This is a genomic window from Pseudomonas sp. Tul2A7, assembly GCF_054790505.1.
On the sequence record NZ_CP186499.1, the window covers coordinates 6,515,748 to 6,537,324 of the forward strand.

The following is a 21,577-nucleotide window of genomic DNA, read 5'->3' on the forward strand; positions in this document are numbered from 1 at the left end:
AAAGGCACGTCATCCCTATAAAACGAATGCAGACCGGAAAAATTAGCGAATGAGAACAACTGTCAGGTGGGGCTATGCGGGGTTTGAGACATGTGCAAATCATTGTGGGAGCGAGCCTGCTCGCGAACGCGGTGTGTCAGGCGCCATCTATATTGGCTGACACGGCGCATTCGCGAGCAGGCTCGCTCCCACAGGGGTTTTCGGTGTTCAGGCGGTTGCGGCCATGGCATGCCGGCGATGATGCACATCGAGCTGATCCTTGATCACCTTCAGCACCTTCGCTTCATGCTCATGAATAAAGAAGTGCCCGCCCGCGAGCATATCCACCGAGAAACTGCCGCGGGTCTCCTTGCTCCAGCCGATCAATTGCTCGGTGGTGGCACGATCAGCCTTGCCGCCGAGCACATGCACCGGGCAGTTGAGCAGCGGTCGCGCCAGCGGTTCGAACTTGCCGCACAGTTGAAAATCCGCGCGCAGGATCGGCAGGGTCAGGCTCATCAGCTCTTCGTTGGCCAGCACTTCTTCGCTGGTGCCATTGAGCGTGCGCAGTTGTTCGATCAGCTCGGCGTCGGTCTTGGGGTCGGCAAAGCCGCGATCGTAATCGGCACGCAGGGTTGGCGCCGCCGTGCCGGAAGCGAACATCGCCACCGGCTCCGGACAACCCAGCGCACGCAAGGCATGAGCAATTTCGCAGGCCAGCAACGCGCCAAGGCTGTGGCCGAACAGCGCATAAGGTGCGTTGAGTGTCGGACGCAATTCCTTGGCCAGTTGCATCGCCAGCCCACGCATGTCGGTGTGCAGCGGCTCACCAAAACGTGCGCCACGTCCCGGCAGCTCAACCGGTTGCAAGTGTAGCCACTGCGGCAGTTTCGACCGCCAGCGACTATAGACCATGGCACTGGCGCCGGAGTACGGCAGGCACAGCAGGGTCAGCTTGGTCACCACGCTTTCCTCGAAAAATTCATCTGTAGAGAGAGACGGATCCCGCGCCAGGCAAATTAGTCATCGACCGGTAAATTCCCCCAACAGGTGCTCGTTAACTGTTCAGGCCAAAACCAATAATGAGGGATCACCGTGGACCTGCAGAGCATCCTGGGCAAACTGTTCGCCAATGCCGGCGCCGTCGGCATCGAAGGCGTTTTTCAATTCGTGTTTGGTCCGCAGCAGGCCTACTGGTCCGAGGTCAAGGCCAGCAGCCGCACCGTGCCCGGACGCCACGCCAGCCCGGACGTGACCATTGAAGTCGCCGAGCGCGATTTCCTCGGGATCATGAGCGGCATGGCCAACGTCGAAGAGCTGTTCGCCAGCGGGCGCCTGAAGATCGGCGGCAACATGGGCCTGGCAACGATGCTGCCGCAGATCATCGAGCATGCGATGCACGGCCGCGCCGTGGCGGAAAAAGTCGACATGAACAAGCGCTACCCGACCCCGCCGCGCTTCAGTGAAAAACTCACTGCCGGCCTGCCAACCCAAAGCAGCATCGAACGTCTTGCGCGCAGCGAACTGTCGGTCACCGAGTTCAAAAGCCGCTATCTGCCCAATGGCATTCCCGTGGTGATCAGCAATGCGTTGCAGGACTGGCCACTGTTCAAGCTCAGCCGTGAACAATCGCTGGTGCATTTCGCCGAACTGCAAGGCATTACCCGCCATGGCGACTACGTGAAGAAAACCTTCTCCACCGAACGTGATTTTCGCTCTACCTCGATGGCCGACTTCATCGCCTCGCTGGACCAACCGGCGGTCAAGGGCGCCGATGGCGAGCCGCCAGCGTATATGGGCAACAACATCCTGCCGGCGCAGCTGATGCAACAGATCAAATACCCGGCCTACTTCGACGCCTCGTTATTCATCCCGCCGCGTATCTGGATCGGGCCGAAAGGCACGTTGACGCCGTTGCATCGTGACGACACCGACAACCTCTTCGCGCAGGTCTGGGGGCAGAAGAAATTCACCCTCGCCGCGCCGCATCATCGTGAAGCCTTGGGCACCTGGTCGACGGCGCCCAAGGGCGGTCTGGATGGCTGCGATTTCAACCCCGATGCGCCGGACTACGAGCGCTTCCCCGCCGCTCGGGACGTGACCTTCTTGCGCGTAACGCTGGAGGCCGGGGATTTGCTGTTCCTGCCGGAGGGCTGGTTCCATCAGGTGGAGTCGGTGTCGACATCACTGTCAGTGAATTTCTGGGTGAATTCGGGACGGGGCTGGTAACACTGCAAATCCTGTGGGAGCGAGCCTGCTCGCGAAAGCCATTTCACATTCAATCTGAATGTTGCCTGACACACCGCTTTCGCGAGCAGGCTCGCTCCCACAATGGAAATTTCATTTCAGATGGCGGTAACTCTGTACCGCCGAACCCAGCACCACCGCCCCGGCCGCAATCGCCAGCCAGAACCCGCTACGGGCGCCGAAGGCATCCACCAGCCAGCCGGAACCCGCAGCCCCCATCGCCACGCCGATACTCAAACCGGTGACCAGCCAGGTCAGGCCTTCAGTCAGTTTGGCTGGTGGCACGATGCGCTCGATCAACGCCATCGCCACAATCAGCGTCGGCGAGAAGAACAGTCCGGCAATGAACACGGCCAGCGACAAGCCAAAAATATTGCTCGCCAGCAACAGCGGTAACGTCGTCACCGCCGTCGCCACGCCGCCGTACAGGAACAACTGCGGCAATGGCAATTTCGAGCGCATCGCACCGAAGGCTATGCCGGCCAGGCACGAACCGATGGCGTACACGGACAACACAATGCTCGCTGCCGCCGGTTGCCCTTGCTGCTGGGCAAACGCGACGCTGACCACATCAATCACACCGACGATGATGCCCATGGCAATCATCAACGCCAGCAGTAGCTGAATGTCCGTCGATGCAATGATCGAACCCTGATGATGCGACTCCTGCGGATGCACTGCCGGCTCGGTGCTGCGCTGGGCGACGAACGCCGTGACACCAATCGCGAGCGCCAACAACGCCGCCAACGGCCCGGCCTCAGGAAACACCGCCACGCACAACCCCACCGACAGCGGCGGACCGACAATAAAACAGACCTCATCAAGCACCGATTCCAGCGCATACGCGGTCTGTAATTGCGGCTGGCCACGATAGATCTCGGTCCAGCGTGCGCGCACCATCGCCGACATGCTCGGCATGCAACCGGCCAATGCGGCGAAAATGAACAGCGTCCAGGTTGGTGCCTGCAAGCGGGTGCAGAGCAGCAACATCAACAGTGCCCCGCCGCCGATCAACGCCGATACCGGCAGAATCCGCCCCTGACCGAAGCGGTCCACCAGCCTTGAAACCTGCGGCGCACAAAACGCCGTGGCGAGCGCAAACGTCGCCGCCACGCCACCAGCCAAAGCGTAGCCACCCTTCAACTGAGAAAGCATGGTGATCACACCGATACCGGTCATGGAGATCGGCATGCGCGCGATCATCCCGGCCAGCACAAAATTGCCTGCGCCGGGGGCGGAGAACAGTTCGCGGTAGGGGTTTGCCATGGACTGCAGCCTCATCAAGGGCCGCCAAGTTGCCATAGGCTCGGGGGGCGTGGAAGCGCGCAATTGTTGGTGGAATGTGAAGGCCTGAAATGCAAATGAAGCCAGTACCGTTTTTTCACACTTGAAGCTTCAGCCGCCTGCTGTTGGCAACGCAACCATTCGTCGCAAATCATGCGTACCTGTCAGACCTGACAGGTGCATCGTTCCCCAACAAAGCGCATTCATATACCCAACGTTACCCATGCAGGAACTCGCAGGTTGAGAACATTGCTCAGACCCGACGACTGCATCCAGTGTCCCGAGGCAAGCGGCGTAAAAGGAGCAGACCATGAATCGCCCCACCTTCACGGCACAACCACGCAGCGCCGTTTCGCCCTTTGTCGTGCGCAGCCTTTTCTGTCCTTCCCCGACACGCATTGATGAGGCGCTGGGCCAGGAAGTCAACGAGCGTCTTATGACGTGGATACCGAGCGTGGGTATCTTTGCCGGTAAACACGAAAAACTGCGCGCCAGTGACTTCGGTCGCTACGCGATGTTGTGCCACGCCGACACGGACGATCCGGACAGGTTACTGCTCGCTGCGCAATGTTTCGCGGCACTGTTCGCCGTGGATGACCATTATTGTGACGACCTATCGCTCGGTGGCCGCCCCGAGAAAGTGGCCGAAATGCTGTCGTTCGCCATTACGGCAATCGATCCGGTGTATTTGCCTGCGCCTTTCGATGAAGAACTTTCGCAACAACAAACGTGCGACCCGGTAATCAGGGGCTTGCTGTCTTACATGAAACGCGTGGGGCAATTCTCCACCCCATCACAAGTGGCTCGAGTACGGCAAATCACCATTGCCATGTTTGTCACCATGGCTGCCGAAGCCCCGTGGCGTATCTACGGTACCCAACCCACCATCGCCGAATATCTGGCCAGCCGACAGGTCAACAGTTTCTGGCCTTGTCAGGTTCTGATTGATGTTATTGGTGGCTACGAAGTACCCGCCAACCTGTATTCCCACCCACAGATTCATCGCATCAGCGCCTTGGCGGCACTGGCCACGACTTTGGTCAATGACTTGTATTCCGCGTACAAGGAGCACCTCAAGGAAACGGGAGACTTCAAGCTTCCCTACCTTCTGGCGTCCAGACATCACTGCTCGCTGCAAGAGGCCATCGATAAGGCGGCGGATATTCATGATGCCGTCATGCAGGAATACTCAACGCTCGAAAAGCAACTGCTGAACAATGCCGCACCTTTGACCAAACGCTATTTGAAGGGCTTGACCACTTGGGTGGCGGGTAATCTGGAATGGCATAAACACAGTGCGCGCTACCACATCTGAATGGTCGCTATAAAACGCTCAACTGCCTCACAGCGCATTTGGGCCAGGAGGGTGTAGAGAATTTTCACTGAACTCTCGCCTGCGCTGGCCAGTCAGCTATTGAAGACAAAGCTTCAGGCCCAGACACTCATGCAGATCTCCCTTACCCGCCAGGTAGCCCTGATCACCGGCGCCAGTTCTGGCATCGGTCACGCCGCCGCCAAGGCCCTTGCGGCTGCCGGCGCTGCAGTGGTCATCAACTACAACCGACAGGCCGAACCTGCCGAAGCACTTGCCCGGCAGATCGTCGCCGACGGTGGCCAGGCCATCGCCATCCGCGCCGACGTATCAAAGGAAGACGAGGTTGAACGGCTGTTCGCCGAAACCCTCGATGCCTTCGGCTCACTGGATATTCTGGTGGCCAACTCGGGTATGCAAAAAGACGCGCCCGCTGTGGATATGTCGCTGGACGACTGGAACGCGGTGATCGGCGTCAACCTCACCGGCCAATTCCTCTGCGCCCGCGCCGCCCTGCGGATCTTCAATCGCCAAGGCGTTCGTGAAGGCGTGTCCCGCGCGGCCGGCAAGATCATCCACATGAGTTCAGTGCACCAGCGCATTCCCTGGGCCGGGCACGTCAACTATGCAGCGTCCAAGGGTGGCGTCGATCAGTTGATGCAGACCCTCGCGCAGGAAGTCAGCCATCAACGCATCCGCATCAATGGCATCGCGCCGGGGGCGATTCGCACGGCGATCAATAAAGACGCCACCGAAGGCGCTGCCGGCGAAAAGCTGCTTGATCTGATTCCCTACGGGCGTATCGGCGACGCGGAAGACGTCGCCAACGCCGTGGTCTTTCTCGCCTCGGATGCTGCCGACTACATCGTTGGCACCACCCTGTTCATCGACGGCGGCATGAGCCTCTATCCGGAGTTTCGCGGCAATGGCTGAGCATCACCTGGAACGACAAAGCCCGATCGACGCCCACGGCATTATCGGCGACATGCGCAGTGCAGCGCTGGTCAATGATCGCGGCAGTGTCGATTTTTTCTGCTGGCCGGAGTTCGACAGCCCGTCGATTTTCTGTTCGTTGCTGGATACCCCCGACGCGGGGATTTTCCAGTTGGCGCCGGACTTGCCCGACGCGCGCCGCGAGCAGATCTATCTGCCCGACACCAATGTTCTGCAAACCCGCTGGCTGAGCGAGCGGGCGGTGGTGGAAGTCACCGATCTGCTGCCTATCGGAGACAGTGACGATGCCCTGCCGCTACTGATGCGGCGGGTTCGCGTAGTGAGCGGGTCGGCGACTTTCACGATGCGCTGCGCCGTGCGCCACGATTACGCCCGAGCCGACACCCGAGCAGAGATGGATCAACAAGACGTGACGTTCAGCGCTGCCGGCCAACCGTCACTGCGCCTGGCCTCGGACCAGCCGATGCAGATCGACGCGCAAGCGGCGGTGGCGCAATTCACGCTCAAGCAAAATGAAACGGCGGCGTTCATGCTCGGTGCCACCGATGATCCTCGATTCGCCGAAGGCGCCGGACACTTGTGCATGGAACGCACGCTGAAGTTCTGGCGCGACTGGATCGGTCAATCGATTTACCGCGGCCGCTGGCGGGAAATGGTCAACCGCTCGGCCCTCGCGTTGAAACTGCTGACATCGCGAAAACACGGCGCGATTCTCGCCGCCGCCACCTTCGGTCTTCCGGAAACACCGGGTGGCGAGCGCAACTGGGATTATCGCTACACATGGATCCGCGATGCCTCGTTCACGGTGTACGCGTTCATGCGCCTGGGCTTTGTCGGCGAGGCCAACGCCTACATGGGCTGGTTGCGCGGGCGGGTCAGCGACTGCTGTGGCCAGCCGATGAAACTGAATATTCTCTACGCCATCGACGGTCGCCAGGAATTGCCGGAAACCGAACTGGATCATCTGTCCGGACACGGCGGCGCAAAACCGGTGCGCATCGGCAACGGCGCGTACGAGCAGATCCAGCTCGACATCTTCGGCGAGCTGATGGACGCGGTGTATCTGGTCAACAAATATGGCGACGCGATTTCCCACGAAGGCTGGAAACACGTGCGCGAAGTGGTCGATCAAGTCTGTGAGACCTGGCAGACCAAGGATGTAGGCATTTGGGAAATGCGCGGTGAACAGCACCACTTTCTGCATTCTCGACTGATGTGCTGGGTGGCGCTTGACCGGGCGATTCGACTGGCCTCGAAGCGCTCGCTGCCGGCACCGTTCGCCCAGTGGGACCAGACCCGACAGGCGATTTACGCCGACATCTGGGACAATTTCTGGGATGAAGAGCGCGGGCATTTCGTCCAGTACAAGGGCGGCACCGCACTCGACGGTTCGATGCTGTTGATGCCACTGGTGCGTTTCGTCAGCGCCAAGGATCCACGCTGGCTGTCGACCCTTGAAGCCATCGAAAAGACCTTGGTGCGCGACGGCATGGTTTATCGCTATCGCAATGACGACAGCAATATCGATGGCCTGGCCGGCACCGAGGGCGCGTTTGCCGCGTGTTCATTCTGGTACGTCGAATGCCTGGCTCGCGCGGGGCAGGTTGAAAAAGCCCATCTGGAGTTTGAGCAATTGCTGCGTTATGCCAACCCGCTGGGCCTCTATGCAGAGGAATTCGACAGCCATGGTCGACACTTGGGCAATACACCGCAAGCGCTGACACATCTGGCGTTGATCAGTGCGGCGAGTTTTCTGGATCGGCGCTTGAGCGGGGAAAAGAGTGAGTGGCAGCCGTAATGTTCGCTAGAGGCTGTAGGAAATAGCCCATAAAACGATGACTTTGTAGGATCCCTGTGGCGAGGGTATTTATCCCTGCTCGGCTGTGCATTAGCCCCCAAACCATCCAACTCATTCATCCAGAAGTACCGGGGCTTCTGACTTTGGGGCCGCTGCGCAGGCCAACGGGGATAAATCCCCTCACCACAGTTGGACACACCTGCGGACTACAGCGGTTCAACATCCCCCCTGTCATCCCTACCCCGCAACTCGCAGTCACACCCGGAAATACCCTGTTGCCAGCTGTTACATCCGCCCCTACCATCCACCGCAACGGGCACAGCGGAGCTGTCCAATAAAACCCGAATTCAAGGAACCAGAATGAGCCAGCACGTCCAGCGCACCATCGACACGCCCCTTCGCAGCGGCCTGACCCGCACCCAACTCTGGGAAGCCGCGGACAAAGGCCTGATCAAATGCTGGGAAATCGGCCGCCAGCGCGCCACCCGCTTCCCCGACCTCGCGCAAAAATGTCTGGCCGGCGAACTGCCCGTGCTTGGCTGGAAAGGTGGTGTGAGCCGCAGCCTGAAAAAAAACGAAAAATATGGCTCGCTGAAATATCTGGCGCAATGGCAGGGGTTACGTGGGGAGGATCTGGATATCGACTTGAGCAGCGAACGTTCGCTGACCTGTTCGCGGACGAAGATGCTGGTGACGTTTACCCCGGATCGGAGCAAGTATTTCAATCAGGTGGCGGAAGCCGAGGCTTAGCCGTGCGGAAGTCCGGTCGGTAGCAACCCGGGTACAGCGCGCACACGCCGTACTGGGCATCCAGATCGGCCATGTGCTGGTAAAACTGCTCAATCTCCCAGAACGTCTCTTCCGCGACGGTCATCAGGTAGAAGTAACTGAGTTGATGATCGTTCGGCAGCACTAATGGAAACTCTGGAAGCGCGTCCATCCGCGGTGCATGGGCCAGAGCCGCTAGCATGGGCGTCGGAGCCTGGGACAACTGCTCGAAGTACTTCTCTTTGTACGCCGCCAGACCGACGGCTTCGCCCTTGGCCCTGGCATCGATCAGTTGCGCGAGGTTTGCGCGGCGCTGCTGCCAGTACGCGGCTGGCAGGTCGACATTCATTTGTTGCTTATGTTTGGCCAAAGCTTCGTCTGCTGAGACTTGGCGCTTTGGTTCGCCCGGCTCGGCGGCAGCTCGTGCTTCGAGTTCCTTGAACGACAGCATGATCGTCGACTTGGCAAACATGCGCTCCATCAGTTCACGGCGTTGCGGGGTATCCGGCAGTGACGGGGGCGGCGAGGCACAACCGGCCAGCATTCCGACGAGTACCAGCAGAGCAAGCAGCGGTTTGAGTGACATGCATCGTCCTTGAAGTCGGTCGGCAGAATTAGCTGCGCAGTTTATCTGAACCCGAAGAAGCCCCGCTGGAAACCCTCAAGGCATGACCGGATCGGTTGCAGCGCTGACCGAAAACCGCTCGCGATAGGCTTGCGGCGTCACGCCAATCGCCCGCAGGAAACTGCGGCGCAAGGTTTCTTCACTGCCAAACCCGCAATTGGCCGCAATGCGTTTGACCGGTAAACCAGTGTCGCTGAGCAATCGCCGGGCGGTTTCGACGCGGATCAGTTCGATGGCCCGCGCCGGAGTTTGACCGGTGTCGGCGCGGTAGTGGCGGACGAAGCTGCGTTCGCTCATGCCCGCCTGCTCGGCCAGGGTCGGGACGCCGAGGTCGCAGGTGAGGTTCTCGGCGATCCACGCATGTAACTCATCAAAACGATTGCCCTGATTCTGCAACGACAAGGTCACGCTGAATTGCGATTGCCCGCCCGGGCGTTTGAGGAACACCACCAGATGGCGGGCGACGTCCAAGGCGATGTCGCTGCCCAGATCCTCTTCAACCATCGCCAGTGCCAGATCGATGCCAGCGGTGACACCCGCCGAGGTCCATACCGGGCCGTCGGTGATGAAAATCGGATTGGCCTCGACCTGCAGTTTCGGATGTTGCTGCGCCAATTGTTCGCAACGGGTCCAGTGGGTGACGACGCGACGACCGTCGAGCCAGCCACTGGCCGCGAGCAAAAATGCCCCGGTGCACACTGACGCTACGCGCCGACATTTCGCCGCATGTTCGCGCACCCAATCCACCAACGCCACATCTTCGGCGGCAGGATAAATGCCCCAGCCACCGGCGATGATCAGCGTGTCGCTGGGCTCCAGCGGTAGCGGTTCGGCCAATACCGCCAGCCCCGCCGAGGACATCACCGCCCCGCCCTCGCTGGCAATCACCGACGGCGCATAGGGCACGGACAAACCGCGTTGACGACAGAGGTCATTGGCCGAGGCGAACACCTGCAACGGTCCGGTGACATCGAGTATCTGCATATTGGCAAACGCGAGTACGTGGATGGCTTTGGGCATTTGGCGTAATTCGTGGGGTTATTGGCGTATGCGCCAGAACCTACGCGCCTACAGTGAAGCCGTCCACCCTTTTTCATGGAGCAAGAACAATGACGCTGCAGATCGGTTTTTTGTTGTTTCCACAGGTTCAGCAACTCGACCTGACGGGTCCCTATGACGTGCTCGCCTCGCTGCCGGGCGTGCAAGTACATCTGATCTGGAAGGATTTGATGCCGGTCACCGCCAGCACCGGTCTGCTGCTGAAACCGACCACCACGTTCGAGGATTGCCCGTGCCTGGACGTGATCTGCATTCCCGGTGGCGGCGGTGTCGGGCCGTTGATGGAAGACGCGCAGACGCTGGACTTCATCAAACGCCAGGCTCTTCAAGCGAAGTATGTGACCTCGGTGTGCACCGGTTCGCTGGTCCTTGGCGCGGCGGGCCTGCTGCAAGGCAAACGCGCGACCACGCACTGGGCGTATCACGATCTGCTGCCGACACTGGGCGCGATTGCGGTGAAGGATCGGGTGGTGCGTGACGGCAATCTGTTTACCGGTGGCGGGATTACGGCGGGGATCGATTTTGCCTTGGTGCTGGCGGAAGAGTTGGTGGGTGCTGACGCGGCGCAACTGATCCAGTTGCAATTGGAATATGCTCCGGCGCCACCGTTCAACGCAGGCAGCCCGGAGACTGCGCCGGGTGCGATTGTCGATGAAGCACGTTTACGTGCAGCGCCATCGCTGAAGCTGCGTACGGAAATTACCGAGCGTGCTGCCGCGAAACTTAACCTGCACTAGATCCAATCCCTACATAAATCCCCTGTGGGAGCGAGCCTGCTCGCGAAGACGGCGGATCAGTCGACATTGATGTTGTCTGACCCACCGCTTTCGCGAGCAGGCTCGCTCCCACAATGGGTTTTGTGTGCGGCCTCGGGTTTGTTTGCCGTCCCCACTTCCCGCCACACCTTCACTTGTCCCCACGCCCCCACCCGTGTAGAAAGCCCCTCCACACATTCTGCACAGGGACTTTCGATGAAGGCTTTGCCATGGCTCTATCTGGCGCTTCTCAGCCTCGGTTACGGATGGGCGCTGAGCTACGGCCACCTCGGTTGGCTGGCGTTGATCTCCGTTGGATTACTGGTGTTCGCCGGTTTTGCCGTGCGCCAACAACAGGTGCCGGTCGCACGGTTTCTCGGCCATGGCCTGTTCATCGTGCTGGCCTTGGCGCTGGCGTTGCACTGGTTGCCGGGGTTTGCCAACGGGCGCGCCATCGATCTGCAGCGCTTCACCGACAATGCCGTGCCGTTCTCGATGTATCTGAATCTCGATAAACCGCTGATTGGCTTCTGGTTGCTACTGGTCTGCCCGTGGATTGTCGGGCGCCGTTCATTGCGTCTGAGCGTCTACGCCACCGCCCTCGCCCTGACGCTGAGCGCGATGCTGGCCCTTGGCGGTGCGCTGTTGCTTGGCGTAATCGCCTGGGCGCCGAAGTGGCCGGATCAGGCATGGTTGTGGGTGCTGAATAACCTGCTGCTGGTGACACTGGTCGAGGAAGCGCTGTTTCGCGGCTATATACAGGGCGGCCTCAGCCACCGCTTCAAACACCTGCCTTACGGTGAAAACCTCGCCCTGCTGCTGGCCTCGTTGCTGTTTGGTCTGGTGCATGCCGGCGCGGGCTGGACTTGGGTGTTGCTGGCAGGCCTGGCGGGTGTCGGCTATGGTCTGGCCTACCGTTTCGGCGGACTCGGCGCGGCGATCGCCACGCATTTCGGCCTGAACCTGCTGCACTTCGGCCTGTTCACCTATCCGATGCTCGCCGGCTGAAGCAAGCGCCGTTTTGCGACGCCGTGCTGATTATTGAAAAAAAATTTCAATAAAAAGCTGTCACCGCCGACAACCTTTCAAAGCCTTGCGGATTGAAAAACCATGCGTAACAACCAGCCCATTACACAACGCGAACGGACTTTCCCGGCTCAGCAGCGGTTGATCTCCACAACTGATGCCAAGGGCGTGATCACCTACTGCAACGACGCTTTCGTCGAGATCAGCGGGTTTTCGCGTGAAGAGCTGATCCGTGCACCGCACAACCTGGTCCGTCACCCAGACGTCCCGGCGGCGGTGTTTTCGCACATGTGGGGCACATTGAAACAAGGCTTGCCATGGATGGGCATTGTCAAGAATCGCTGCAAGACCGGTGACCATTACTGGGTTAACGCCTATGTAACACCGGTGTTCGACGGCAATCAGGTGGTCGGTTACGAGTCGGTGCGGATCAAACCCACCGCCGAGCAGATCCGCCGTGCCGAAGCGCTCTACCAACGCATCAACCAAGGCAAGTCGGCGATCCCTTCCAGCGATAAATGGCTGCCGGTTCTGCAAGACTGGCTGCCGTTCATTCTGGTCAGCCAACTGAGCTTCGTGATCGGCGCGACGCTGAACTCGCAGTGGGGCTTTGCTCTGGCTGCCGGTTTGTCGGTACCGCTGGGCCTGATGGGTCTGCAATGGCAACAACGCGGGCTTAAACGCCTGCTGCGCCTGGCCGAGCAGACCACCTCCGACCCGCTGATCGCGCAGATGTACACCGACAGCCGTGGCGCCCAAGCGCGTCTGGAAATGTCGATCCTCAGCCAGGAAGCACGCCTGAAAACCTGCCTGACCCGCCTGCAGGACACCGCCGAACACTTGACCGATCAGGCCAAGCAATCCGACCGACTGGCACACAGCAGCTCGACCGGCCTGGAACGTCAGCGGGTGGAAACCGAACAGGTCGCCACCGCCGTCAACCAGATGGCCGCGACTACTCAGGAAGTGGCCAGCCACGTGCAGCGCACTGCTGACGCCACTCAGGAAGCCAATCGCCTGACCGGTCGCGGCCGTGACATCGCCGGGGAAACCCGCGAAGCCATTCAGCGTTTGTCCGTGGTGGTTGGGGAAACCGGTCTGACCGTGACCCAACTGGCCAAGGACAGCGACGAAATCGGCGGCGTGGTCGACGTGATCAAAGGCATCGCCGACCAGACCAACCTGCTGGCGCTGAACGCAGCGATTGAAGCCGCGCGTGCCGGTGAGATGGGCCGTGGTTTCGCGGTAGTGGCCGATGAAGTTCGCCAACTGGCGCAACGCACCAGTGAATCGACCGGGCAGATTCACGCCCTGATCGCCAAGTTGCAGCAGACGGCTTCGAGTGCCGTACAGACCATGGAAGCCGGGCATCGTCAGGCCGAAGAAGGTGTAGCGCGAGTGCTCGAAGCGGATCAGGCGTTAGTCGGCATCAGTGAAGCGGTGGCCAACATCACCGACATGACCACGCAGATTGCTGCGGCGACGGAAGAGCAAAGTGCGGTGGCTGAAGAGATCAGCCGCAACATCAGCAATATTTCGGAGTTGGCGGATCAGACGTCGGAACAGGCGCATAACTCGGCGTTGCTGAGTGAAGAGCTGACCAAGACGGCGAATACGCAGTACTCGTTGGTGGAGCGGTTTAACCGCTGATTGAACTGGCGATAACAAAAAACCCGGATGGCGAGAGCTTCCGGGTTTTTTGTTGCCTGTATGAAATGGACGTTGTTGGGCAGGCCGCTTTCGCGAGCAGGCTCGCTCCCACAGGGGATTGTCGTCGGACAAAAAACTGTGGTCCCGAGCAGTTCCAATGTGGGAGCGAGCCTGCTCGCGAAGAGGCCATAACAGCCAGAGAAATTACTGAGGCAACTTCAGCTTATCCAGCAATCGATTGACCAACAGTTCGTTGAGCATGATCACCTGTTGCAGCGCCAGCAACGGTTTGCGCTCCGGGCCGCCTATTGAGTTGGCGATGTTGCCGGCCATGGCATGGGCGTATGAAAGCGACTCGCTCGCCTCGACCAGTAGGGTTTCGTCATCCAGCGTGGGGTCGACGAGATAGACGGGGCGAAATTTTGGCGAGCTTGGTGGAGCACCCAGTGCTTCGGGTCTGAGGTAGTAGTCGAGGGCGCGATCGGTTGCTTCTTTTGTCTTTTGAGACTCAAGCGCTGGGTCGTGAGGGGTTGGGTCTGTGCCCGGAGGGTTTGGCGTGGCTTTGAACATAAATATCTAATTCCTGAACAAGGGCCGCGACCGTTCTCTACTAAAAGAAGGGTGGCGGCTGTGCGCAGGTTAGTAGACCGGAGGAATTAGCAAGACCGGCGCGCTCGAAAGCGCCCTGAGCACAGCCACCATTGAGTACAGGCAGATGCGCCTGACTTAATGGGACCTATGCACTTACTAAAACCATACGGGCTACTAAACCCGACCACTGATGGGCAGTGGCAGGGAAACGATATAGCCCGAGCCATGGTCGTGTAAGCCGGCGGATTCTGGCGTACGCGTAGGTAACGGCGCAAGGTGTTGTAGGCCCCGTGGCGTAACGGGTTGTGTAATTTAAACGTGCTCACAAAATCATGTTTACGCACGGGAAATGGTGGACAGTGAGCGCTTCAAGTTTTTTATCGTGTCAGCGAAATAGCCCCTCACCCTAACCCTCTCCCAGAGGGAGAGGGGACTGACCGCGTGGAATGGAAGAGATACGCCGACGTGCGATACCGAGTCGAACTCAGATTCTGAAAGGCCCACAAATCAGCTCTATCTCCCTCCGGGAGAGGGCTGGGGTGAGGAAAAAATCCACCACAAATCCAAAGCCGACTACGCCCCGCTCTTCACCACTCAATAGGCCGAGTGTCAGCTCGCCTGCTTTTGATCTTGATCCACGGGCGACGTCGGAAGGCTGAGTGGAGGGATTGATCCGGGCGTGGGAGCGCAGCGACCGTTTGGCGCAGCCAAACACAGCGAGAGGAGGTGCAGCGAAGCAAACCGTAGGCGCTGCGCCCGGATCGATCCCGGAGCGAAGGAACCCCGAGCTTTAGCGAGCGGGCCGTACGTAGGAGCAAGCCTTTTTGGTTACTTTTTCGGCGTTTGGAAAAAGTGACCCGCCGTAAGGGCGGAACCCTAAGTGGCCGTTGCCGCAGGAATGGATATGTACCCAAAAAATATGTCGTTGCTGAAATCGATCCCCCTCACCCCAGCCCTCTCCCCCAAGGGGGCGAGGGGAAAGGGAGCAGATCTTCATGCAGTTCAAAATTTCAGCCCAGCTCGGTCAGTTGCTGAGAAACTCGGCTACTTTCTGCGCGGCGCTGGCCAAATGCTGTTCATGGGTAAAACCTGAAGCCTTGAGCGGTTTCAAATCATGATCCCCGGCCACCAGCCAAAAAACCTTGATACTCGGCGATAACGTATACGCCTCAACCGCCTCTCGATTGCCCAGCGCATCCCGCTCCCCTTGCACAATCAACGTCCGAGTCTGCAAGGAAGCCAAATGCTCAACCCGAGGCTTCTCCGGCTTCCCCACCGCATAAAACGGATACCCCAGACACACCAACGCATCGGCACCCAATTCGTCAGCCAAAAGACTCGCCATCCGCCCACCCATAGACTTCCCGCCAATGGCCAAACCCCCAGCGACATGACGCCGCACCTCGGCATACACCGCACGCCAGCATTCCTGCAATTTCCCCGCAGGATTCGGCGGCCGCTTCACCCCATCAACGCGCCGCTGCGCCATATAAGGAAACTCAAACCGCAACACATTCACCCCAAGCCCGGCAAGGCGCCCAGCCATATCCGTCATCCACTCGCTATCCATCGGCGCACCAGCACCGTGAGCAAGGATCAACGTCGCCGAAGCCTCACCACTGGCGGCGTCCCAAAGCCACCCATGATCCCGCACGCACTGCGCCCATTGATCCCCGTCAATACTGGCCTTGTGCTGTTTGTCCATGCTTGCCTCGCTTTTAGTCTGCCTATAACTCCAGACGAAGGATTCGCCGCGTGTCTTGCGCGCGCTCACTTCGGCTGAACCGTGGATGGGGAACCATGAACACTTCTATCAGTACCGCCTACAACTACAAGGTGGTCCGCCAATTCGCCATTATGACGGTGGTGTGGGGCATCGTCGGCATGGGGCTCGGGGTTTTTCTCGCGGCCCAATTGGTCTGGCCCGAACTCAACTTCAATTTGCCCTGGACCAGTTTCGGCCGCCTGCGCCCACTGCACACCAACGCGGTGATCTTCGCGTTCGGTGGCTGTGCGCTGTTCGCCAGTTCGTTCTACTCGGTGCAACGCACCTGCCAGACTCAGCTGTTTGCGCCGAAAATCGCCGCGTTCTGCTTCTGGGGCTGGCAACTGGTGATCCTGCTGGCGGCGATCAGCCTGCCGCTGGGTTACACCAGTTCCAAGGAATACGCCGAGCTGGAATGGCCGATCGACATCCTGATCACCATCGTCTGGGTCGCCTACGCCGTCGTGTTCTTCGGCACGATCATGCAGCGCAAGACCAAGCACATTTATGTGGGCAACTGGTTCTTCGGCGCGTTCATCATCACCGTGGCGATTCTGCACATCGTCAACAACCTTGAGTTGCCGGTGAGTTTCACCAAGTCGTACTCGGTGTACGCCGGTGCAACCGACGCGATGGTGCAATGGTGGTACGGCCACAACGCCGTAGGCTTTTTCCTCACCGCCGGTTTCCTCGGGATGATGTACTACTTCGTGCCGAAACAGGCCGAGCGCCCGGTGTATTCGTATCGCCTGTCGATCGTGCACTTCTGGGCGTTGATCACCCTGTACATCTGGGCCGGCCCGCACCACTTGCACTACACCGCGCTGCCGGACTGGGCGCAGTCGCTGGGCATGGTGATGTCGCTGATACTGCTGGCACCGAGCTGGGGCGGCATGATCAACGGCATGATGACCCTCTCGGGCGCCTGGCATAAGTTGCGCAGCGACCCGATCCTGCGCTTCCTCGTGGTCTCGCTGGCGTTCTACGGCATGTCGACCTTCGAAGGTCCGATGATGGCGATCAAAACCGTCAACGCCCTCTCCCACTACACCGACTGGACCATCGGCCACGTACACGCCGGCGCGCTCGGTTGGGTGGCGATGATCTCGATCGGCGCGCTGTACCACATGATCCCGAAAATCTTCGGCAAAGCGCAGATGCACAGCGTCGGCCTGATCAACGCGCACTTCTGGCTCGCGACCATCGGCACCGTGCTCTACATCGCATCGATGTGGGTCAACGGCATCGCCCAGGGCCTGATGTGGCGCGCGGTGAACGAGGACGGCACGCTGACCTATTCCTTCGTCGAAACCCTGGTGGCCAGCCACCCAGGCTTCGTCGTGCGGCTGATCGGTGGGGCGATCTTCCTCAGCGGCATGTTCCTGATGGCTTACAACACCTGGCGCACCGTGCGGGCCTCGCAGCCTGCTGATGTCGTCGCTGCCGCGCAGATGGCCTGAGGAGTCCGCCATGAAACACGAAACGATTGAAAAGAACGTCGGCCTGTTGATGTTGCTCATGGTGTTCGCCGTGAGCATCGGCGGCCTGACCCAGATCGTCCCGCTGTTCTTCCAGGACGTCACCAACAAACCGGTGGAAGGCATGAAGCCCTACACCGCGCTGCAACTGGAAGGCCGCGACATCTATATCCGCGAAGGCTGCGTCGGTTGCCACTCGCAGATGATCCGCCCGTTCCGCGCCGAAACCGAGCGTTACGGGCACTACTCGGTAGCCGGCGAAAGCGTTTGGGATCACCCATTCCTGTGGGGCTCGAAACGTACCGGGCCGGATCTGGCCCGGGTCGGCGCGCGTTACTCGGATGACTGGCACCGCGCGCACTTGTACAACCCGCGCAACGTCGTACCGGAATCGAAGATGCCGGCCTATCCGTGGCTGGTTACGCAAGCGGTCGACAGCAGCCACACCGAAACCAAGCTCAAGACCATGCGCACCCTCGGCGTGCCGTACACCGACGACGACATCAGCGGCGCGGTGGCCAGCCTCAAGGGCAAGACCGAAATGGACGCCCTCGTCTCCTACCTGCAAGTGCTCGGCACTGCGATCAAGAGCAAGAGGTGAACCATGGTCATTGAAATGAGTGCAGGCCTGATTCGCGGCCTCGGCACGGTAGTGGTGTTCGTCGCCTTCGTTGGTTTAACGCTTTGGGTGTTCAACCGCAAGCGCACCCCGGAATTCGCTGAAGCACGTCTGCTGCCGTTCGCCGACGAACCGCAAGCCGAAACAACCCAAGCAAATGAGACAAGGAGTACCCGGCCATGACCACCTTCTGGAGTACGTGGATCTGCGTACTGACCATCGGCAGCCTGATCGGCCTGACGTGGCTGCTGATCGGCACCCGCCGGGGCGAAACCAAGGGCAGCGTCGACCAGACCATGGGCCACAGCTTCGACGGCATCGAGGAGTACGACAACCCGCTGCCGCAGTGGTGGTTCATGCTGTTCGCCGGCACGCTGGTGTTTTCCGTGGGCTATCTGATCCTCTATCCGGGCCTGGGCAACTGGAAAGGCATCCTGCCGGGTTACGAGGATGGCTGGACCGGCGTGCACGAGTGGGAAAAGGAAATGAACAAGGCCGACGCCAGATTCGGGCCGATCTTCGCCAAGTTCGCCGCCATGCCGCTGGAAGAAGTGGCGAAGGATCCGCAGGCGCTGAAGATGGGTGGCCGCCTGTTCGCCTCCAACTGCTCGGTGTGCCACGGCTCCGACGCGAAAGGTGCGTTCGGCTTCCCTAACCTCGCTGACAGCGACTGGCGCTGGGGCGGCGACGCCGAAACCATCAAGACCACCATCATGGGTGGCCGGATGGCGGCGATGCCGGCCTGGGGCGAAGTGCTCGGCGAGGCCGGGGTGAAGAACGTTGCCGCGTATGTGCGTCACGAACTGGCCGGTCTGCCATTGCCCGCCGACAGCAAGGCAGACCTGCAAGCCGGACAGCAGGCGTTCAGCACCACGTGCGTAGCCTGTCATGGGGCAACCGGCCACGGCACTGAAGCCATGGGTGCGCCGAATCTGACGCACCCGGCCGGGTTTATCTACGGCACCAGCCTGACCCAACTCGAGCAGACCATTCGCCATGGTCGTCAGGGTCATATGCCGGCGCAGAACGAGCTATTGGGCAATGATAAAGTGCAATTGCTGGCCGCTTATGTGTACAGCCTGTCGCACGGATTGAATACAGAAAAACTGATTACTGAAGACAACAAGAAGTAATCATTGCGTACACCTCTGCCGCACCTTTCTCGGTGCGGCAGCATCCTGCCCCTTTGCGACGCATTGTCGCACCCCTTCACACCCTCTCCTTTCGGTTCCTCTGATTCAGGTCTACGCTTGCTCGATGCGGACTGGCTTGTGCCGGTTCCAGGTCAACGCTGACTGCTGTGTTCCGCGAACCGGCTGACTGATGTGGCCGCAAACGCCGGTAGATACCGGCTGTCGTGCCATTCACCGTCCGTCACCCGAACCGAGCGTTTGAACACACCCCGTTACAAGCGACCTGAACCCCTCGCTTTTTTCGTCCGCTGCGACATTTTGTCCGAGGCCGATTTTGTCCTTACGCGGCGCATGGAAAGGCCGCAGAATCAGCGTTGGAAAGCATTGACCCAGGTCATGGCGCGTTGCAATGACCCCCTGCTTTGCCCATACTTGCGGCCGAATTACATCCTAATAAAATACCCAAACCGTGGAACCTTAGAATGAGCACAGCAATCAGTCCGACTGCTTATAACTATAAGGTAGTCCGCCAGTTCGCCATCATGACGGTGGTCTGGGGGATCCTTGGCATGGGGCTCGGTGTTTTCATCGCCTCGCAACTGGTCTGGCCGGAATTGAACTTCGGTCTGCCGTGGACGAGCTTTGGACGCCTGCGCCCGTTGCACACAAACCTGGTGATTTTCGCCTTCGGTGGTTGTGCACTATTTGCCACTTCCTACTATGTCGTGCAGCGAACCTGCCAGACGCGACTGATCTCCGACAGCCTCGCGGCCTTCACCTTCTGGGGCTGGCAAGCGGTAATCGTCGGCGCGATCATTACCTTGCCACTGGGTTACACCACCACCAAGGAATACGCGGAACTGGAATGGCCGATCGCCATTTTGCTGGCCATTGTCTGGGTCACCTACGGTCTGGTGTTCTTCGGCACCATCACCAAGCGCAAAACCAAACACATCTATGTCGGTAACTGGTTCTACGGTGCTTTCATCGTCGTGACCGCAATGCTGCACATCGTCAACCACGCTTCCCTGCCGGTGAATCTGTTCAAGTCCTACTCCGCCTACTCGGGCGCGACCGACGCGATGATCCAGTGGTGGTACGGCCACAACGCCGTGGGTTTCTTCCTGACCACCGGCTTCCTGGGGATGATGTATTACTTCGTGCCGAAACAGGCCGAACGTCCGATTTACTCTTATCGCCTGTCGATCGTGCACTTCTGGGCACTGATCACCCTGTACATCTGGGCCGGCCCGCACCACCTGCACTACACCGCACTGCCGGATTGGGCACAATCGCTGGGCATGGCAATGTCGATCATTCTTCTGGCGCCAAGCTGGGGCGGCATGATCAACGGCATGATGACCCTGTCGGGCGCCTGGCATAAGTTGCGCACCGACCCGATCCTGCGCTTCCTCGTGGTCTCGCTGGCGTTCTACGGCATGTCGACCTTCGAAGGGCCGATGATGGCGATCAAGACCGTCAACTCGCTCTCGCACTACACCGACTGGACCATCGGCCACGTACACGCCGGCGCTCTCGGCTGGGTAGCGATGATCTCGATCGGCGCGATCTACCACATGATCCCGCGGCTGTTCGGCCGTGCGCAGATGCACAGTGTCGGCCTGATCAACGCGCACTTCTGGCTCGCGACCATCGGCACCGTGCTGTACATCGCTTCGATGTGGGTCAACGGCATCACTCAGGGCCTGATGTGGCGTGCCATCAACGACGACGGCACCCTCACCTACTCGTTCGTTGAAGCGCTGCAAGCCAGCCACCCGGGTTACATCGTTCGTGCCCTGGGCGGCGCTTTCTTCGCCAGCGGCATGTTCCTGATGGCTTACAACGTCTGGCGCACGGTGCGCGCCTCGAACCCGGTTGAAGCTGAAGCCGCTGCCCAGATCGCTGTCGTTGGAGCTCACTGATGAAGCATGAAGCTGTCGAGAAGAATATTGGCCTGCTGGCCTTCTTCATGGTCATCGCCGTCAGCATTGGCGGCCTGACCCAAATCGTTCCGCTGTTTTTCCAGGACGTCACCAACAAGCCGGTCGAAGGCATGAAGCCGCGTTCGGCACTGGAACTGGAAGGCCGCGACGTTTACATCGCCAACGGCTGTGTCGGCTGCCACTCGCAGATGATCCGTCCGTTCCGTGCTGAAACCGAACGCTATGGCCACTACTCGGTCGCCGGTGAAAGCGTCTGGGATCACCCGTTCCTGTGGGGTTCCAAACGTACCGGTCCGGACCTGGCCCGTGTCGGCGGTCGTTACTCCGATGACTGGCAACGTGCGCACTTGTACAACCCGCGCAACGTGGTGCCTGAGTCGAAAATGCCGGCTTACCCGTTCCTCGTGGAAAACAAGCTCGACGGCAAGGAAACCGCCAAGAAAATGGAGGTTTTGCGCACCCTCGGCGTCCCTTACACCGACGAAGACATCGCCGGTGCACAGGATGCCGTGAAGGGCAAAACCGAAATGGACGCGCTGGTGGCCTATCTGCAAGGCCTGGGCACCATCATCAAAAGCAAACGGTGAA

General features: G+C 59.7%; 20 protein-coding genes. 14 read left to right on the forward strand and 6 right to left on the reverse strand.

Features of this window, described 5'->3' with window-relative positions; translation table 11 throughout:
• Positions 1-207: 207 nt before the first annotated feature.
• Positions 208-945, reverse strand: a complete 738-nt coding sequence (locus tag ACOYXJ_RS28945; protein WP_460367155.1) for a thioesterase II family protein — start codon at positions 943-945, stop codon at positions 208-210.
• A gap of 129 nt (positions 946-1,074) precedes the next feature.
• Between ACOYXJ_RS28945 and ACOYXJ_RS28950 the strand changes: the two genes are divergently transcribed.
• Positions 1,075-2,208: a cupin-like domain-containing protein gene (locus ACOYXJ_RS28950; RefSeq protein WP_460367157.1), complete on the forward strand. Its 1,134-nt coding sequence runs from the start codon at positions 1,075-1,077 to the stop codon at positions 2,206-2,208.
• Between the two features lie 111 nt (positions 2,209-2,319).
• Here the strand turns inward: ACOYXJ_RS28950 and ACOYXJ_RS28955 are convergent, their stop codons facing one another.
• Entirely contained in the window at positions 2,320-3,492 is a 1,173-nt protein-coding gene (locus ACOYXJ_RS28955) for an MFS transporter (RefSeq protein ID WP_460367159.1), read from the reverse strand.
• Positions 3,493-3,820: 328 nt separating this feature from the next.
• Here ACOYXJ_RS28955 and ACOYXJ_RS28960 point away from each other — a divergent pair, with 328 nt between their 5' ends.
• From ACOYXJ_RS28960 to ACOYXJ_RS28975, 4 genes are all read left to right on the forward strand, one after another.
• Complete coding sequence (locus ACOYXJ_RS28960; protein WP_150794332.1) at positions 3,821-4,825, forward strand: terpene synthase family protein; 1,005 nt, start codon at positions 3,821-3,823, stop codon at positions 4,823-4,825.
• Between the two features lie 129 nt (positions 4,826-4,954).
• Positions 4,955-5,755 carry a 3-oxoacyl-ACP reductase FabG gene (gene fabG / locus ACOYXJ_RS28965; protein WP_460367161.1) on the forward strand — a complete coding sequence of 267 codons (801 nt, stop codon included), beginning with the start codon at positions 4,955-4,957 and terminating at the stop codon, positions 5,753-5,755.
• Positions 5,748-7,574 (forward strand): glycoside hydrolase family 15 protein, encoded by a 1,827-nt coding sequence (locus tag ACOYXJ_RS28970; RefSeq protein WP_150794334.1) that lies wholly within the window; start codon positions 5,748-5,750, stop codon positions 7,572-7,574. The genes fabG and ACOYXJ_RS28970 overlap by 8 nt, the downstream gene beginning before the upstream one ends.
• 360 nt (positions 7,575-7,934) lie before the next feature.
• On the forward strand, positions 7,935-8,324 hold the full coding sequence (locus tag ACOYXJ_RS28975) for a hypothetical protein (RefSeq protein ID WP_460367163.1): 390 nt from the start codon (positions 7,935-7,937) through the stop codon (positions 8,322-8,324).
• Here ACOYXJ_RS28975 and ACOYXJ_RS28980 read toward each other — a convergent pair.
• Together ACOYXJ_RS28980 and ACOYXJ_RS28985 are read right to left on the reverse strand one after the other, a co-directional pair.
• Positions 8,296-8,928, reverse strand: coding sequence for a hypothetical protein (locus tag ACOYXJ_RS28980; protein ID WP_150794335.1), 633 nt, complete (start codon positions 8,926-8,928; stop codon positions 8,296-8,298). The two genes, ACOYXJ_RS28975 and ACOYXJ_RS28980, sit on opposite strands and share 29 nt — an antisense overlap.
• A 75-nt stretch (positions 8,929-9,003) precedes the next feature.
• Entirely contained in the window at positions 9,004-9,987 is a 984-nt protein-coding gene (locus ACOYXJ_RS28985) for a GlxA family transcriptional regulator (RefSeq protein WP_460367165.1), read from the reverse strand.
• An 89-nt stretch (positions 9,988-10,076) separates the two neighbouring features.
• Between ACOYXJ_RS28985 and inhA the strand changes: the two genes are divergently transcribed.
• From inhA to ACOYXJ_RS29000, 3 genes are all read left to right on the forward strand, one after another.
• Positions 10,077-10,763, forward strand: coding sequence for an isonitrile hydratase (inhA, locus tag ACOYXJ_RS28990; protein WP_123592799.1), 687 nt, complete (start codon positions 10,077-10,079; stop codon positions 10,761-10,763).
• Positions 10,764-10,997: 234 nt separating this feature from the next.
• Positions 10,998-11,789 carry a lysostaphin resistance A-like protein gene (locus ACOYXJ_RS28995; RefSeq protein WP_460367167.1) on the forward strand — a complete coding sequence of 264 codons (792 nt, stop codon included), beginning with the start codon at positions 10,998-11,000 and terminating at the stop codon, positions 11,787-11,789.
• Positions 11,790-11,891: 102 nt separating this feature from the next.
• Positions 11,892-13,457, forward strand: a complete 1,566-nt coding sequence (locus ACOYXJ_RS29000) for a methyl-accepting chemotaxis protein (RefSeq protein ID WP_007917140.1) — start codon at positions 11,892-11,894, stop codon at positions 13,455-13,457.
• Between the two features lie 204 nt (positions 13,458-13,661).
• Here ACOYXJ_RS29000 and ACOYXJ_RS29005 read toward each other — a convergent pair whose 3' ends face one another.
• Both ACOYXJ_RS29005 and ACOYXJ_RS29010 read right to left on the reverse strand, forming a co-directional pair.
• Positions 13,662-14,027 (reverse strand): DUF6124 family protein, encoded by a 366-nt coding sequence (locus ACOYXJ_RS29005; RefSeq protein WP_460367169.1) that lies wholly within the window; start codon positions 14,025-14,027, stop codon positions 13,662-13,664.
• A 1,045-nt stretch (positions 14,028-15,072) separates the two neighbouring features.
• Positions 15,073-15,753 carry an alpha/beta family hydrolase gene (locus tag ACOYXJ_RS29010; RefSeq protein ID WP_460367171.1) on the reverse strand — a complete coding sequence of 227 codons (681 nt, stop codon included), beginning with the start codon at positions 15,751-15,753 and terminating at the stop codon, positions 15,073-15,075.
• 95 nt (positions 15,754-15,848) lie between these two features.
• Here ACOYXJ_RS29010 and ccoN (ACOYXJ_RS29015) point away from each other — a divergent pair, with 95 nt between their 5' ends.
• The 6 genes from ccoN (ACOYXJ_RS29015) to ccoO (ACOYXJ_RS29040) all read left to right on the forward strand — a co-directional run bounded on the left by ccoN (ACOYXJ_RS29015) (position 15,849) and on the right by ccoO (ACOYXJ_RS29040) (position 21,576).
• Positions 15,849-17,273: a cytochrome-c oxidase, cbb3-type subunit I gene (gene ccoN, locus ACOYXJ_RS29015; RefSeq protein ID WP_034152830.1), complete on the forward strand. Its 1,425-nt coding sequence runs from the start codon at positions 15,849-15,851 to the stop codon at positions 17,271-17,273.
• Between the two features lie 10 nt (positions 17,274-17,283).
• Entirely contained in the window at positions 17,284-17,892 is a 609-nt protein-coding gene (ccoO, locus tag ACOYXJ_RS29020) for a cytochrome-c oxidase, cbb3-type subunit II (protein WP_003223389.1), read from the forward strand.
• A 3-nt stretch (positions 17,893-17,895) separates the two neighbouring features.
• Entirely contained in the window at positions 17,896-18,093 is a 198-nt protein-coding gene (locus ACOYXJ_RS29025) for a cbb3-type cytochrome oxidase subunit 3 (RefSeq protein WP_008082033.1), read from the forward strand.
• The gene (ccoP, locus tag ACOYXJ_RS29030; RefSeq protein WP_460367174.1) at positions 18,090-19,043 is read left to right on the forward strand and encodes a cytochrome-c oxidase, cbb3-type subunit III; all 954 of its coding nucleotides are present in this window, start codon (positions 18,090-18,092) and stop codon (positions 19,041-19,043) included. Before ACOYXJ_RS29025 ends, ccoP begins: the two co-directional genes overlap by 4 nt.
• A 482-nt stretch (positions 19,044-19,525) precedes the next feature.
• Positions 19,526-20,968, forward strand: coding sequence for a cytochrome-c oxidase, cbb3-type subunit I (gene ccoN, locus ACOYXJ_RS29035; protein WP_077571867.1), 1,443 nt, complete (start codon positions 19,526-19,528; stop codon positions 20,966-20,968).
• Positions 20,968-21,576 (forward strand): cytochrome-c oxidase, cbb3-type subunit II, encoded by a 609-nt coding sequence (gene ccoO, locus ACOYXJ_RS29040; protein WP_064391307.1) that lies wholly within the window; start codon positions 20,968-20,970, stop codon positions 21,574-21,576. Before ccoN (ACOYXJ_RS29035) ends, ccoO (ACOYXJ_RS29040) begins: the two co-directional genes overlap by 1 nt.
• Position 21,577: the final 1 nt, after the last annotated feature.

What these genes read in the sequence shown, in the direction of transcription:
- ACOYXJ_RS28955 (WP_460367159.1), bottom strand. Translation starts at nt 3,492, where the DNA reads ATGGCAAACCCCTACCGCGAACTGTTCTCCGCCCCCGGCGCAGGCAAT.
- ACOYXJ_RS28960 (WP_150794332.1), top strand. Translation starts at nt 3,821, where the DNA reads ATGAATCGCCCCACCTTCACGGCACAACCACGCAGCGCCGTTTCGCCC.
- fabG (WP_460367161.1), top strand. Translation starts at nt 4,955, where the DNA reads ATGCAGATCTCCCTTACCCGCCAGGTAGCCCTGATCACCGGCGCCAGT.
- ACOYXJ_RS28970 (WP_150794334.1), top strand. Translation starts at nt 5,748, where the DNA reads ATGGCTGAGCATCACCTGGAACGACAAAGCCCGATCGACGCCCACGGC.
- ACOYXJ_RS28975 (WP_460367163.1), top strand. Translation starts at nt 7,935, where the DNA reads ATGAGCCAGCACGTCCAGCGCACCATCGACACGCCCCTTCGCAGCGGC.
- ACOYXJ_RS28980 (WP_150794335.1), bottom strand. Translation starts at nt 8,928, where the DNA reads ATGTCACTCAAACCGCTGCTTGCTCTGCTGGTACTCGTCGGAATGCTG.
- ACOYXJ_RS28985 (WP_460367165.1), bottom strand. Translation starts at nt 9,987, where the DNA reads ATGCCCAAAGCCATCCACGTACTCGCGTTTGCCAATATGCAGATACTC.
- inhA (WP_123592799.1), top strand. Translation starts at nt 10,077, where the DNA reads ATGACGCTGCAGATCGGTTTTTTGTTGTTTCCACAGGTTCAGCAACTC.
- ACOYXJ_RS28995 (WP_460367167.1), top strand. Translation starts at nt 10,998, where the DNA reads ATGAAGGCTTTGCCATGGCTCTATCTGGCGCTTCTCAGCCTCGGTTAC.
- ACOYXJ_RS29000 (WP_007917140.1), top strand. Translation starts at nt 11,892, where the DNA reads ATGCGTAACAACCAGCCCATTACACAACGCGAACGGACTTTCCCGGCT.
- ACOYXJ_RS29005 (WP_460367169.1), bottom strand. Translation starts at nt 14,027, where the DNA reads ATGTTCAAAGCCACGCCAAACCCTCCGGGCACAGACCCAACCCCTCAC.
- ACOYXJ_RS29010 (WP_460367171.1), bottom strand. Translation starts at nt 15,753, where the DNA reads ATGGACAAACAGCACAAGGCCAGTATTGACGGGGATCAATGGGCGCAG.
- ccoN (WP_034152830.1), top strand. Translation starts at nt 15,849, where the DNA reads ATGAACACTTCTATCAGTACCGCCTACAACTACAAGGTGGTCCGCCAA.
- ccoO (WP_003223389.1), top strand. Translation starts at nt 17,284, where the DNA reads ATGAAACACGAAACGATTGAAAAGAACGTCGGCCTGTTGATGTTGCTC.
- ACOYXJ_RS29025 (WP_008082033.1), top strand. Translation starts at nt 17,896, where the DNA reads ATGGTCATTGAAATGAGTGCAGGCCTGATTCGCGGCCTCGGCACGGTA.
- ccoP (WP_460367174.1), top strand. Translation starts at nt 18,090, where the DNA reads ATGACCACCTTCTGGAGTACGTGGATCTGCGTACTGACCATCGGCAGC.
- ccoN (WP_077571867.1), top strand. Translation starts at nt 19,526, where the DNA reads ATGAGCACAGCAATCAGTCCGACTGCTTATAACTATAAGGTAGTCCGC.
- ccoO (WP_064391307.1), top strand. Translation starts at nt 20,968, where the DNA reads ATGAAGCATGAAGCTGTCGAGAAGAATATTGGCCTGCTGGCCTTCTTC.